This is a genomic window from Pseudobacteroides sp. (assembly GCF_036567765.1).
In the GTDB taxonomy this organism is placed as follows: Bacteria; Bacillota; Clostridia; order Acetivibrionales; family DSM-2933; genus Pseudobacteroides.
Window position 1 is genome coordinate 1 of record NZ_DATCTU010000133.1, and the last position, 13,491, is coordinate 13,491.

General features: G+C 36.6%; 9 protein-coding genes. 4 read left to right on the forward strand and 5 right to left on the reverse strand.

The genetic code is table 11. The annotated features are described in order from the left end of the window. Window positions 1-1,368: 1,368 nt before the first annotated feature. Entirely contained in the window at window positions 1,369-2,046 is a 678-nt protein-coding gene (locus tag VIO64_RS22645; protein WP_331922022.1) for a redox-sensing transcriptional repressor Rex, read from the reverse strand. Between the two features lie 268 nt (window positions 2,047-2,314). Between VIO64_RS22645 and VIO64_RS22650 the strand changes: the two genes are divergently transcribed. Further along, on the forward strand, window positions 2,315-4,231 hold the full coding sequence (locus VIO64_RS22650) for an ABC-F family ATP-binding cassette domain-containing protein (RefSeq protein WP_331922023.1): 1,917 nt from the start codon (window positions 2,315-2,317) through the stop codon (window positions 4,229-4,231). A gap of 233 nt (window positions 4,232-4,464) precedes the next feature. On the opposite strand, the gene VIO64_RS22655 is transcribed toward VIO64_RS22650, so the two are convergent. Continuing rightward, entirely contained in the window at window positions 4,465-6,699 is a 2,235-nt protein-coding gene (locus VIO64_RS22655) for a glycoside hydrolase family 48 protein (RefSeq protein WP_331922024.1), read from the reverse strand. Window positions 6,700-7,113: 414 nt separating this feature from the next. Continuing rightward, on the reverse strand, window positions 7,114-7,830 hold the full coding sequence (locus tag VIO64_RS22660; RefSeq protein ID WP_331922025.1) for an N-acetylmuramoyl-L-alanine amidase: 717 nt from the start codon (window positions 7,828-7,830) through the stop codon (window positions 7,114-7,116). 262 nt (window positions 7,831-8,092) lie between these two features. On the opposite strand from VIO64_RS22660, the gene sigI reads away from it, so the two are divergent. The 3 genes from sigI to VIO64_RS22675 all read left to right on the forward strand — a co-directional run bounded on the left by sigI (window position 8,093) and on the right by VIO64_RS22675 (window position 11,117). Further along, window positions 8,093-8,806 (forward strand): RNA polymerase sigma factor SigI, encoded by a 714-nt coding sequence (gene sigI, locus VIO64_RS22665; protein WP_331922026.1) that lies wholly within the window; start codon window positions 8,093-8,095, stop codon window positions 8,804-8,806. Then, window positions 8,803-10,029, forward strand: a complete 1,227-nt coding sequence (locus tag VIO64_RS22670) for an anti-sigma factor domain-containing protein (protein ID WP_331922027.1) — start codon at window positions 8,803-8,805, stop codon at window positions 10,027-10,029. The genes sigI and VIO64_RS22670 overlap by 4 nt, the downstream gene beginning before the upstream one ends. A 158-nt stretch (window positions 10,030-10,187) precedes the next feature. Beyond that, the gene (locus VIO64_RS22675) at window positions 10,188-11,117 is read left to right on the forward strand and encodes a copper amine oxidase N-terminal domain-containing protein (RefSeq protein ID WP_331922028.1); all 930 of its coding nucleotides are present in this window, start codon (window positions 10,188-10,190) and stop codon (window positions 11,115-11,117) included. Window positions 11,118-11,218: 101 nt separating this feature from the next. On the opposite strand, the gene wecB is transcribed toward VIO64_RS22675, so the two are convergent. Together wecB and VIO64_RS22685 are read right to left on the reverse strand one after the other, a co-directional pair. After that, complete coding sequence (gene wecB / locus VIO64_RS22680; protein WP_331922029.1) at window positions 11,219-12,349, reverse strand: non-hydrolyzing UDP-N-acetylglucosamine 2-epimerase; 1,131 nt, start codon at window positions 12,347-12,349, stop codon at window positions 11,219-11,221. A gap of 5 nt (window positions 12,350-12,354) precedes the next feature. After that, window positions 12,355-13,470 carry an NAD-dependent epimerase/dehydratase family protein gene (locus tag VIO64_RS22685; RefSeq protein WP_331922030.1) on the reverse strand — a complete coding sequence of 372 codons (1,116 nt, stop codon included), beginning with the start codon at window positions 13,468-13,470 and terminating at the stop codon, window positions 12,355-12,357. Window positions 13,471-13,491 lie beyond the last annotated feature (21 nt).

A 13,491-nucleotide genomic window follows, 5' to 3' on the forward strand; every position in this document is an offset into this window, starting at 1 on the left:
ATTCCTTTCCCTTTTTTGACCCGATCTGATATAATTTCATATGTGGCAGCTCCTTTCATTTTTTGTTTTCCCAAACAATAGTTTATCAAACTACCGTCTGGACTGCCACCTTCAATTTCTACGAAATTCGGGACTTACTCTAATTTTTTTGCCATATTAACCTCCATAATATAATTTTATTAACAACATTCAATCTACCAATATTTACAATTGCTGTTTATTTTGGGCGGCTCTCTTATCAAGACACATCTTCACCTCCTATAATTAATTGTGTTTTTCGTAAACTTATATCTATTTATTTAGTGGTTTTCATGAGCATTGTTAACTATACACGGAAAATCACTAAGAATTGAAATTTTTGCAAACATAAATACAAACGAAAGCACACAAATCAAAACTGAGGGTATATAAACCCATACTGCTTTGTTTCATAATTTTTAAAATAAAGCTATAAAATTATTAATGAGAAATATTAATTCACATACGGAAGTAAGTTTTCCATTTTGAACTTTGATAACAATATCGAGTTACAATATTTAAAACGCTTTATCAAATCTTTCATTCTTGAACTATAAAAGAATCTAAAGTGTACCTTTCATCCATTAATAGACAAAAACCTATTATTATAATCTTTTAGGGATGACCTTGAGCCAATACTTGAAAGCTCTTAAAAAAATTTTTATAGTAATTTGAATTGAACTTTCTATAATAGAAAGCTATTACGATACTATCAATTACCTTTTATGTAAATGTTCTTGTTGTTTTGTAAGAATTTTATCAATTAAAGTATATTTTGTCAATATATTTTTCTACATAATTTTCACAGTTTTAGGGACTAATGGTTCTTGAAAGTAACTCTCTTTTTAAACCATCATTCTACTTTTCCTAGCATAAACTTTGGCGGTTTATGTACTGTATTTACTCAATCTCCGCAACGTTAAAGTATCACATTTATCGAATTCATAACTCATTGGTTACATTTTAATTATAACACCCATGTAACCCTTTGTCAATCATCTCAATATTACTTTCTATAAAGTGACATAATTTTAATTTACAATAAGCAACCGTAATAATATTTTTGCGTATGTATTTTTTATTTTATTCATCTAGACTCTCCTCAATCAAAGTGATCTATAATCTATGCTAGAAATTATTGAGCTTACGCTAAATACACTACTAAGATAGATCTAACCAGTCGTTAAGAATATAACTTGAAAAGCATAAAAAAGTAACCAGTTGAAATAATTCATAAGTAAGATTTATTATCAACTGGCTACTTTTTACTTTATAATAGTCCTTTATAATCAATAATTAATGATATAAGTTCAAATAAATATAATTTTTAGCAACCTAAAATATACTTAACTAACAATCCCAGTCATCACTCTTATTGCCGGCAACCCTATTGAATTCATACTTCTCATTAAGCTTGTATCCCAACACCATGAGCCCGTCACTCAAGTGAACATTCTCTATAATAACATCATAGGGCAGCTTAAGATCCATTGGAGAGAAGTTCCAAAGCCCTTTAACCCCCAGCTTCGCTACTCTTTCAGCAACAATTGGCGTCTGCTCGAAGGGTACTGCCAGCATTGCGACATCAACATAGTTCTTTTCAACAAAGCTTTCCAAATCATCCAAATGTCTTATAAGTATACCTCTTATTTCTGTACCAACCAGACTGGCATCTACATCAAAAATACCAACTATCTTGAAACCTCTCTTTTCAAAATTGGTATAGTTGGCAAGTGCCTGCCCCATATTACCTGCTCCGATAATAATAGCATTATAGTTGTTACTCATCCCAAGAATATTTCCGATCTCATTAAACAGATACTCTACATTATAACCATAGCCCTGTTGACCAAATCCTCCAAAGCAATTAAGATCCTGCCTTATTTGAGATGCAGTTATACCCATCCTGCTGCTTAACTCCTGCGAAGAAATCCTCTTTATATCCATTTTTAACAAATCCGCCAAATACCTGTAATATCGCGGTAATCGTTTCACAACTGCAAGAGAAACTTTTTTCTTTAAGTTCATCTTTACACCCCAAAGTTTTAATAAATATTGGAATTTAACCTCATCTTAATATGATTATATCTCTTTGTTATTTTTTTGTCAATATTGTTGGCAGCAGATGATGGTGGTTGGCTTGTACTTTTAATATAGACAAGTTTAAAAAAGTAAATTGCTGTCGGGAGTGAATTTTGGTACAATTCAATATGGGACATTTTAAGGTCCGTAATCTTACTAGCAGAATGATGTTTAATTTATCAAAATATCAAACTAATAGAAACAGGGTGTCAATATGATAATATTAAATTGTAACGATATATGCCACTCTTACGGCATAAATACGGTATTAAAAAACATTTCCTTTAGTGTGCAGGATGGAGATAAAGTGGGAATAGTAGGGGTCAATGGTGCAGGTAAATCAACCCTTCTTAATATAATTAACGGCGAGCTGCAGTACGACAGCGGCACTATAAATATATCCAAAAACTACAAAATTGGGTTCCTGCATCAAAATACAGGACTTGATACTGATAATAATATTTTTGATGAGATGCTTTCAGTTTATGAAGAGCTCATAAATAAAGAGGTACGTCTTAAATATCTTGAGAAAGCAATAAGTAGCAAAGCACCGGGAGAAGAGCTGGATATTCTAGTGAAGGAATATGCAAGGATCTCGGATGAGTATTCTCTTAAAGGAGGATATGAGTATAGAAGCAGAGTTAAGGGAGTTCTTAAGGGACTTGGATTTAGCGAGGAACAATTTGATGCAAAGATTCATATTTTAAGTGGGGGTCAGAAAACCAGGCTTGCCTTGGCCAAATTACTGCTTTCGGAGCCTGATATCATGCTGCTGGATGAGCCTACAAACCATCTTGATATTGAGGCAATAATGTGGCTTGAAGGCTTTCTTAAAAATATGAAAAAAACGGTTCTCATTGTTTCCCATGATAGATATTTTCTTGATTCTGTTACCACTAAGACCCTGGAGCTTGAAAACAACTCCGCAAAGTTATATAACGGAAATTATACACAATATATAAAGCAAAAGGAAATTGACAGGGAAATACAGCAGCGGCACTATGAAAATCAGCAGCGTGAAATCGAAAAAATGGAAGCCTTTATCGCCCAACAAAAGCAGTGGAACAGGGAAAGAAATATAATAGCCGCTGAAAGCAGGCAAAAGGCTATAGATCGCATGGAAAAAATCGAAAAGCCCACAGATCTGCCCGGAAAAATTAATATTAAATTCAGAAAAAGCATAATTAGCGGAAACGATGTCATGTTTGTTGAAAATTTGTCCAAGTCCTACCCTGGAAAAAAGCTTTTTTCTGATATCAGCTTTAAACTTCGAAAGAATGAACGGGTATTTTTGCTAGGTCCCAACGGATGCGGAAAGTCAACTTTAGTAAAGATTCTTGTATCAAAGCTTCCGGCTGATGGGGGTATGGTAGAGTTCGGACACAAGGTAAAAGTAGGTTATTATGATCAAGAGCTCCAGGACCTTGATGAAAGCAAGACAATTTTGGAGGAACTGATTGAATCAAATAACGACCTTACACTGGCTCAAATCAGGACATTACTATCATCATTTCTTTTTAAGGGAGAAGATGTTTTAAAGCCCATCTCTGCATTAAGCGGAGGTGAGAAAAGCAGGGTTGCATTAGCCAAGCTAATATTGTCAACATCCAACTTCCTCATTTTAGATGAGCCGACAAACCACCTTGATATAAATTCAAGAGAAGTCCTTGAGGAAGCATTGATGAATTATGAGGGTACAATCCTTTCCATATCCCATGACAGGTATTTTATAAACAAGCTTGCTTCAAGGATTTTGGACCTGGATGGCTGCTCTCTACTAGACTGTGAAGGTAATTATGACTTTTTTATAGATTATAAAAACAGGCTTAAAAAGACAACTGAGGATGCATCCAATCAGGCTCAGGTATCCCAGTCAAAACTTGATTATATAGCAGAAAAAGAAGAGAGAGCCAGGGTCAGAAAGCTGGAAAAAAGATATTCCGATATTGAGAATAAGATTGCTGAGACTGAAAACAGGCTAAAAGTTATTGAGGAGGAAATGTTCGATGAAAATATAGCATCGGACCACTCCAAGTTAACCGAGCTTCTCAGTGAGCAAACAAGCCTTAATAATCTGCTTGAAGAGCTTTACAGTGAGTGGGAAAGCATTTCAACAGAGCTGGGATTGTAAAGATTGATTTACTGCTAAAGCACCTAGTAATAATAGCAGATGGCAAATCTAGCAGATAAACAGCAGCCAAGCATATAGGTCTGTAGTGGCCATATCGCCTGGCTTTGTTTTTGCCTAATAATGCAGGCATGTAATCTACTCAATTTTTTATAATAGCTTCTGTAGCTTTTTCCAGACATAAAAAATAGCATAATTGACCTAGGTCAATTATGCTATTTAATTATTAACTCAAATTATTGTGCTGTTTTACCGAAGTTGTTAGCAACGATTATAACGTCTGCCATGTTTATAACTCCGTCATTATTTAAGTCAGCATTAGCTTTGAAGCCTGCATCATTAGAAGTTTTACCAAAAGCTCCAGCTATAACTATAGCATCAGCCATGTTAACAACTTTATCGCCGTTTACATCACCTTTTAATCCTGAACCAGTTGGAGTTGGTGAAGTAGTACCGCCAACATCAGTAACTTTATCATCTGGGAACAGCATTGCAAATGAACCCATAGCCATAGCTATATCAACCTGGTGCCAGTAACGGTGATATTTGAACTTAGGACCAACACCTGCTTTGTATGAGGTTTCCAAGTTACTCCAGTTTGCATCCTGCCTATATGCCGGACGCATATCTATGAACTTCATACCGTTTTTGAGTTCTGCACCCTGTGCATTCTTACCAGTCCATCCTTGTGGGATATAAACAACCTGGTCAAAGAAACGTGAGTAGTCTCCTCTTTGCTCTTCCTTGGTATATCCAATATTATCCTGACATCCCAATATTACGCTGTCAAGAAGTTTCTTAGCTATATCATGTGCTTCCTGGTCATATGTATGGTGCTTCTTGGTACCTGCTGCGTAAAAAGCAAGCAAGTTAGCTGTTGAACCAGCAATACCTATGTCAGAACCATATGAAGTAATTGTAGCATGGAGATTTGGATTTCCTGTGTATGTACCAGTCCATGTATCTGGCTGACCTTCCCATTCAATATCTGAAGGAATTTCAAATTCGCCTGGACCAGTAACCCTTATGTTTGGTTTTACCCAATCAACCCATTTCTTCATTATCTTGTATGCTCTTTCATCACCAGTTTCATAGTAGTACTCAGCCGTACGCTGCAGACCCCAAGCCTGGAAACCGTACCATCTGTTACTTGGCGGATCGTGCCATACTGGCTGCCAGTCATATGCCATTTCATAGAATGTCGAGATACCTGCTGGATATGGATCATACTTGTCATTCCATGAGTTGTTACATCCGCCGGCTATAGCACCTTCAGCTGACTGTAACCACTGTAAGAGTTCTAGCTGTCTGTCCAAACTCTTTGCCCAGTCTGAAGCACCATTTGAAGACTTTGGCTTTAACTCGGATACTGTTGATAAAGCGTATGCAGTCATAGGATTCTGATATCCCTGATGGCTCGCACTGCTTCCTTCTTTCCATGCCCAACCTTGAGAAGTTGTAGGAGCACCCCATGCAGTGTACCATGAAATGAGGTAGTGCATTGAGTTTGTACCGTCTCCGGCAGTACTGGTTATGCTGGTATTCTTAGCAATAGGCTTCATGTATTTGTCATACATTACATATCTTAAGTAGTCACCCATTTTAGCAGCTCTTGCATTTTGAGTAGTGATCTGGCTTGATTTGCCTTGCTCTTTTGCCCATTTAACAGCCCAGTAAGCAGCTTGTACTGAACGAGCATCAGCATCACCCGCAACAGAATAACGCCATTGCTGTGCGTATGTATCCTGTGCTACGAACAGTGATCCGAAACCACCCTTTGAAGTATTACCCCATTTATATGTCTCCCAGCATGGGAATGGAACTGTTTCCCAACATGATTCCTGCTCACCTCTCTGGTAAGTGTTTATCTGGGACATTCTGCTTGTTCCGTCACCTTTGTTACCGTATTTGTACCAGTTGTCTACGTCGAAAATCCAATGCATAAGATACATGCTGTCTTTTCCGTATGCAGATTTGAGCTGTGCATGCAATGCATCCTTACCAGTAGGAGCATTGAGGTTCAACTGTCCTGGATAATCTTCAGGTAAAGCACCACCAGGTACAAATGAAGCACACTTGCTCGGGTCATAATCCTTTAAGTTTGGTTGATCGGTATCTGAAGGAATATAATACTTTTCAGTAACATCCCAAGCCTTGTTGTACATTGTCCAGTCGCCTGAAAGCTTACCGTACATAGCTTCTACCCAAACATAGTAGCTGGCAGTTTCTGATGAAGTCTCATGTCCATAGTCAGGAGCTTCAACCATCATGGTTTCGATTGAGTGGTAAGGAATACCTTCCTGACTGAAATATCCGTTTGCTGGATTGTTGATCTTTTCATGCAGATCCATGAACGCATCTTTGTATGTGGTCCCTACCTTCGGTGCAGCCGCAAATGAAGTAGCCAAAGCACTAACTGTCATGAACGTACATAATGTAATTGATACATACTTTTTTGTCTTTTTTAACACTTGTACTTCCCTCCTAATTAATAATATTAACTGATTTGTGTAGTATTAGATTAACCTTTTAGATTTAAGGTTGTCCCTCCTTTCTCGTGAAATGAATATTAAAGCAACCTAAAATTAACCATTTCTGAATTAACAGGTCACACTCGCAAGAAAAAATTATGTTAGAATAGGATATTATTATTTTGCACTTCCAAATATCATAATTTAATAAAAAAATAATATATCCTTATTCAATTATAAAATAATATTTTTTTATTCAAAATAGACTATCTTGTTTAAAATTGTATTATGTTGTTATTTATTTTTCATATCGTTTAGCACCACAGCATTAAAAGCCGCATAAGGTGTGTCTTTTGCGGCTCCTGAACAAATGGATATTTATTGAATAAATAAGGTTTTCTAATCAAATACAAGTTAGTTTTTTGCAAAATAAGCTTTTATACCCTCTTTCACAGCAAAGGCAGTTTTATCCTGGTACTCCTTAGTTTGGAGCTTCTGCTCCTCTTCCTGATTTGAAAGGAAGCCACACTCAACAACTACCGATGTAGTTTTACAATCCTTCAATATAATTATTGGTTCCTTTTTGACCAGAGCTTCTCTCTTGTTTGATGGGTCGAGATTTTCTCTAATGGACTTCTGTATGCTCATGGCCAGTTTCTGGCTTTGGGGCATATCTGGCGGAAAAAATGTCTGGGCACCGAAATACTTTGTTTGAGGAAATTTATTTAAATGAATACTTACTACAATATCAGCACCTGCCTCATCCATCATTTTCTTTCTTCTTAAAAGATCCTGCTTTCTTTTTTGAACTATGTTTGTTGTATCTTCCTGGTATTGAAGCTTATCTTCTTCTCTGGTAAGAATAACCTTATAATTTTCTGCTTCCAGAAGCCTTTTAATTTCAAATACAATATTGAGGTTAATATCCTTCTCCTTTATTTGGCTATAGTCGCTTACTGCCCCGGGGTCCTCACCTCCGTGTCCCGCATCAAGAAGAACTGTCTTTTGTGTGTTATTGGAGTTTGCCGGAGATGCCTTCCCACGCCCCGGGTTTAGGGTGTATAAAGCAATTGCAAGCACAAATATCATTCCAATGAGCAAGATATTGTTTCTTTTCATTATTACTATCATATATTTACCACCTGTAAATGTATTTTCAGTATAAAAATATTCGGCATACTGTTTGTCATATTCATTTTATTTGAACAAAATCTCTTGTGATTTTGCAACCTTGGTCATTGTCGTGAGAAATTGTGGTGTATTATCATATTTTCCTTGACATATAAAACCCAAAATTGAATTTTCAGAGATTGGGTTTGTATAATTAAAACAGTAGTGTTATAATTTCTATGTCAAATAGCATATCTAAAAATTCCTCGTCAGGAGAATTAATATGAATGATAACTCGCTTAACGAAAGAGTTCAGAGAATTAAAAACTTTGATAACGAAATTAATAAGCTCGTTGAGGAATATAAGCCGTTTATAGCATCATGTGTTGAGAAGGCAACAGGCCGATATGTACGATATGGAGAGGATGATGAGCTGAGCATTGCACTTTTAGCTTTTGTTGAAGCCATTAAGTCATTTGATATTTCTAAAGGTAATTTTCTTTCATTTTCACAAAACGTTATCAAGCGAAGGCTGATTGATTACTTCAGAAAAGAAAGCAAGCACAATAAAATTGTCTCAATTAATGCTTATATGAATGACGATGAGGACAATGAGCAGGACTTAAGTGCAGGAGAGGCCCTGGGCAAGTATTCCCAAGATAGAATCAGTGAATACAGACGTTTGGAATTGCAAGAATTGAAGAAGGAGCTTTTGTCATGGGATATTTCATTTTTAGAATTGACAAGTGCATCTCCCAAGTCCGAGAAGACACGCAAAACATATAAAGATATTATTCAATATCTCATAAAGCACCCCGAGCTATTGGACCACATCAAAAAGAAAAAACTTCTTCCAATAGCTGAGATAGAAAAAAATACGAAGATACCCCGAAAAACCATTGAAAGGTCACGAAAATATATATTAGCCGTTATAATAATATTAACCGGTGATTATCAATATGTGAAAGATTACATAAATTTGGAGGTGGTAAAATGAAGGCACTCATAGTCGATATTGAAGGAAAATATGCAGTAGCAATGACAAAAGAAGGTACTTTTATTAAATTAAAAAATAACGGCAAATATACTGTCGGCTGTGAAGCTGAGTTACCGCCAAGGATATTTGTTAGCTTCAGATTAATGGCAAGTGCAGCTTCTGCAGCTTTACTTCTTCTGGTTGTAGGTCTGGGGTTATTCCTTTACAACAATCCTCACAGTTACATAAATATTGACATTAATCCAAGCCTCCAGATAACAGCAAATATTTTTGATAGGGTTATTGATGTCACGGCTTTAAATGTAGATGCACAAAAAATCGCAGATGAATTATCCATAAAAAATAAAACACTTGATCAGGGAGTTGAGCAAGTAATTGGAAGTGCGGTTAAAAACGGTTATCTCAAGAATGAAACTACCAATGCTATAATGCTGACAGTTACGAGCTCCAGTGACAGCAAAAACAAAAAACTGCAGGAAAAGGTTACAGTGACAGTAGAAAAAAAGTTTAAATCGGAAAAAATCAGTTCTGAAGTTGTAGTTGATGAGGCAACTGAAAAGAATCGAAGCGAAGCCATTAAGCAAGGTATATCTCCCGGAAAGCTTAAGCTGGTTCAGAAGCTTATAGAGCTTAAACCAGATTTAAAAACCGATGACCTTAAAAACAAGCCTGTTAAAGAAATTTTAAAATCAATCAGGGAAAACACCAAACACCAGAAACCTGGTAAGACTAATAATCCCGGTAAGTCTAATAATAATAATAATAATAATAATAATAATAATAATACAAAAGAAAACAGGAAAAATTCAGAGAGAGTCAATTCCCCTAAATCAGGCTCAACACCTAAAAATACATTCACGCCCTTACCCTCAAAAGATAAGGATAAGGTTAAAGGCAACGATAGGGAGAAAGTTAAAAATCTGGATAGCAATAAAAATAAGGATAAAGATAAAGATAAAAAAGATTGGGGCAAGAGCAATTTGAGCAAGGACAATGGCAGCAAGACCAAGCTTGAAACCAATCCAAAACAAGCTACCGACAAATCTAACAAATATGAAAACGATAAGAATAAAAAAAGTATAGATTTGGCAGACAAAAACAAGAAAGATAGTACTAATTCACCAAAAAACAATAATGATGAAATTGATAATGAAAATTTGAAGGATAAATCCAAGACCAATAATACTGATCAAAAGAATGGAACAAACAATCGTCCGAAATAATTTTGGAAAAACATATAGATATAATACGCATAAGATGCCGAAATATATAAAGATAATTTATATTCGGCATTATTTTTTTCACCTACCCCAAAATGTTATATACAATCTTCGAATGTATATAGCAAGAACAATAACAACAAACACAGGAGGAGTTTTTTATGAGAAAAGTTTTATGTATTTTATTATCTGTAACACTTGTATTGACGAGTGGAATCCTTACATACGCAAAAGGAAATGACAAAGGCAACAGCAAGAACCAGAAAAAAATTGAACACTCGGTCAAAGACAATGAAAAAGGAAATAGCAAGCATACAGAAATAAAGAAAAAAGACGAAAAGAAAGACAAATCAGATATTAAAAGTATTGAAGAAACTGAAAAATTCTTAAAGGATGAGATCAAAAAAGCATCCAAAAACCTTGAAAGCATGAAAAAACTTTTAAAAGACCTTCAATCCTTCAAAAAGAAGCACAACAAGGGCAATACAATGATATTCATTAATGGCGAAGAGATTGAAACAGATGCACCACCGGTTATTAAATTCGGAAGAACTCTGGTTCCTATAAGAGCTATATCTAACGGCTTAAAGGCAAATGTTACATGGAATGCAGACACAAAAACCGTAACTGTAACAAAATCTGTATACAGTGAAGTGTATGGAAAAAAAGACATGACCGTTGAAATAGTTGTCGGTGCAAGCACAATAAAGGTTGATGGTGCAAATGTAGGAATTGAGGTTCCGGCTACTGTAATAAACAACAGGACTTTCGTGCCTATCAGACTTATAGGTGAAATATTTAAAATGAAATTTGACTGGGACAGTGAATCTAAGACAGTTATAATAATAGAAAACCAAACAGTGATTACTGTTTCAAAAGCACCGATTGCCACACCTACTCCAAGTAGCACAGCTACCAGCACTCCAACAGTGACACCCTCATCAACTGCTACTGTTACTCCTACTCCGACAGCTGTAGTTACACCAACAGCCACTGTTACCCCGATACCTACGGCCACTGCAACTCCTACAAGTACACCAGTTGCTACACCTACACCTACACCTACACCTACACCTACAACTGCAGCATAATTTTAAATTTAATCGCATTTTCTCTCCTAAACATATAAAGTCAATTCCCTAAACATAACAAAAGCCGGACACACCGGCTTTTGTTATGTTACAAAGGTTATTCACCTATCCTTACTCCAGACAAACCTATTTATTATCTTTGTGTAGCTCTGTATAATTTTCACTACCTTCATGGAAACGTTGGGATCCTTATAATCTCCGGCAACTACTGTTTCCGCTTTATCCTTCCACATGTCAGTACAAAGCATTACAGCCTGCTCGATATCACTTTCCTTCACCCCTCCGATCGCAACCGAGCCCTTATCAAGAACCTCGGGCCTCTCTGTTGAAGTACGCAGCAGCACTGCCGGAAATTCCAAAATAGCCGATTCCTCCGACAGTGTCCCACTGTCCGACAGAACGCAAAAAGAACTTAGCTGCAGCTTGTTATAGTCAAAAAAACCGAAGGGCTTTAGCTGCCTTACCAGGCTATGAAATTTAAATCCTCTTTTTTCAATTTGTCCCAGGCTCCTTGGGTGAACTGAATAGACAACAGGGATATTATACTTTTGAGCCAGATAGTTCAAGGAGTTCATAAGAGAAATGAAGTTCTTCTCATTATCAATATTTTCTTCACGGTGGACAGACACAATAAAATACTTACCTTCCTCCAACCCAAGTTCATTCAATATATTACTTTTATGAATCTTCTCAATATTTTTACTAAGCACTTCAGTCATTGGAGAACCTGTCACAAATATAAAATCCTTTCTGACTCCTTCTGTCAAAAGGTACCTGCGGCTGTGTTCGGTATAAGGCATATTTATATCGCTTATATGATCAACAATTTTTCTATTGATCTCTTCAGGAACGTTCTGATCAAAGCACCTGTTGCCGGCTTCCATGTGAAATATTGGTATCTTAAGCCTCTTTGCAGGTATGGCACTTAAAGCGGAGTTTGTATCTCCCAGTATTAAGAGTGCATCAGGCCTTTCGGATTTAAGAACCTCATAAGACTTGGAAATTATGTTTCCCATGGTCTCACCCAGATGACCTCCGGAAACATTAAGAAAATGATCGGGCTTTCTCAGGGATAGGTCCTTGAAGAAAATCTCATTGAGATGATAGTCCCAGTTTTGTCCGGTATGAACAAGCACATGTGAAAAATACTTGTCACATGCCTTTATGCACTCTGAAAGTCTTATTATTTCCGGACGAGTACCAATTATGGTCATTACCCTCAGTTTATTCATTGACGCTAAACCTCCATGAAATATGTATCCGGTACATCCGGGTTAAAAATCTCATTTGCCCAGAACACTGTGATAAGGTCCTTATCACCTGTGTTTGAAATAGAATGAGTGTAACCAACAGGAATGTCTATCACTTTCAGCTTATCGCCTGAAACCTTGTATTCTATTACCTCTGTATCATTTATTCCCCTTAGCCTTACAACTGCTTCCCCTTCAATAACAAGAAACTTTTCTACCTTGGTATGATGCCAGTGGTTCCCTCTTGTAATACCTGGCTTTGTTCGAGATATAAATATCTGCCCCGTTTGTTTTGATTTCATGAACTCTGCCAGCCATCCTCTATTGTCACACTTCATATCAAGGGCATAGGCCATATCCTCTTTGGGTATATAAGAAGTATAGGTTGCATACAAGAATCTATCAAAATCCTTTTCAAAGCTTGGGATTTTAATAGTTCCTTCTGTTTCTTTAAATAAATAGATTTGGTCAGCCAACTGCCCCAAAGTTACTGTAAATACCCTCCTTATAGTGCAATAGCCCCCAATAGACCTGTTTTCCGCTCCATTTAATGCATTAACAAACTCTTCAATAACATCATCTATATAAACAAGGTTTAACAAGGTATCAGGATCATTTATCTGTACAGGAATGCCCCTGGCTATGTTGTAGCACCACGTGGCAACTACCGAGTTATAGTTTGGTCTGCAAAACTTGCCGAACACATTGGGCAAACGGTATACCAACACTTTGCTGCCGCTTTTTTCTCCATATTCAAATACGAAATCTTCCGCCTTCTTCTTACTGATTCCGTAAGGGTTATCCTTTTCTGCCTGTATAGAAGACGATAACAGTACAGGAACCTTTTTGCCTTTTAAGTACAGCATCCCAAGCAGCTTTTCAGTAAATCCGCAGTTTCCAGTTTCAAACCCCTTCACGTCATCAGGCCTGTTAATGCCTGCCAAATGAAAAACGAAATCAATGTTTTCAATGTACTCATCCATCTCACCCATAGAATTTTCAACATCATATGAGTAAACCCTTATATCTTTATAGGTTTCCAGGGCAGCCTTCAGGTTTTTTCCTATAAAACCGCCTGCACCTGTAATTAAAACATTTCTCATACCTGCTCTCCAATCCGTCAA

Coding starts and splice junctions, on each gene's coding strand:
- VIO64_RS22675 (WP_331922028.1), top strand. CDS start 10,188: ATGAGAAAAGTTTTATGTATTTTATTATCTGTAACACTTGTATTGACG.
- wecB (WP_331922029.1), bottom strand. CDS start 12,349: ATGAATAAACTGAGGGTAATGACCATAATTGGTACTCGTCCGGAAATA.
- VIO64_RS22645 (WP_331922022.1), bottom strand. CDS start 2,046: ATGAACTTAAAGAAAAAAGTTTCTCTTGCAGTTGTGAAACGATTACCG.
- VIO64_RS22650 (WP_331922023.1), top strand. CDS start 2,315: ATGATAATATTAAATTGTAACGATATATGCCACTCTTACGGCATAAAT.
- VIO64_RS22660 (WP_331922025.1), bottom strand. CDS start 7,830: ATGATAGTAATAATGAAAAGAAACAATATCTTGCTCATTGGAATGATA.
- sigI (WP_331922026.1), top strand. CDS start 8,093: ATGAATGATAACTCGCTTAACGAAAGAGTTCAGAGAATTAAAAACTTT.
- VIO64_RS22670 (WP_331922027.1), top strand. CDS start 8,803: ATGAAGGCACTCATAGTCGATATTGAAGGAAAATATGCAGTAGCAATG.
- VIO64_RS22685 (WP_331922030.1), bottom strand. CDS start 13,470: ATGAGAAATGTTTTAATTACAGGTGCAGGCGGTTTTATAGGAAAAAAC.